Genomic DNA, 491 nt, shown 5'->3' on the forward strand with positions numbered 1-491 from the left:
GCCTACCTCAGTCCGAACGTAATCAAAGAAAATTTTCGTCGTTTAGGGAAGCAAACAAACTATAGTTCGGGTAGCAGTTGCACGAGTCTGGATATTGATTTGGGCGTTGATTCAGTTAGTAAACCAGCACACTGCCTTTGTAAAATCAACAAATTCTTCAAAAGTTTACATTTTATACACTCAATGGAGACATTCTGTACCCCTGTGACTGATTTAACTACCCGTCATTTGCAGGGCGTTACCAGGATCGCCGGGCGTTACACGGGCGGGTTTGCGTAGCGTTTACCGCAATTTAAACCTTTACTCGTATGACGCTTTTCTTCCAATCAAACACAGCCACGTCCCGGCCGGGAAAACCGGAATTTTCCGCCCACGACCGATCAGTCAGGCCGCCCGTCGGCGGGCCACTATCATCGCCCAAATTAACGGTCAGGATTGACAGTAAGCTCAGAATGAGCCTCCTCCGTAGTCTAATGGTGATGTTATTGGCC

1 protein-coding gene is annotated in these 491 nt (G+C 47.7%); it reads left to right on the plus strand.

The genetic code is table 11. The features are described 5' to 3' along the window. A partial coding sequence (locus tag D7Y13_RS47395) for a hypothetical protein (protein ID WP_208734586.1) occupies positions 1–279 on the plus strand: 279 nt, incomplete at its 5' end. Between the last annotated feature and the right edge of the window lie 212 nt (positions 280–491).

It is taken from the genome of Corallococcus praedator, assembly GCF_003612125.1.
In the GTDB taxonomy this organism is placed as follows: domain Bacteria; phylum Myxococcota; class Myxococcia; order Myxococcales; family Myxococcaceae; genus Corallococcus; species Corallococcus praedator.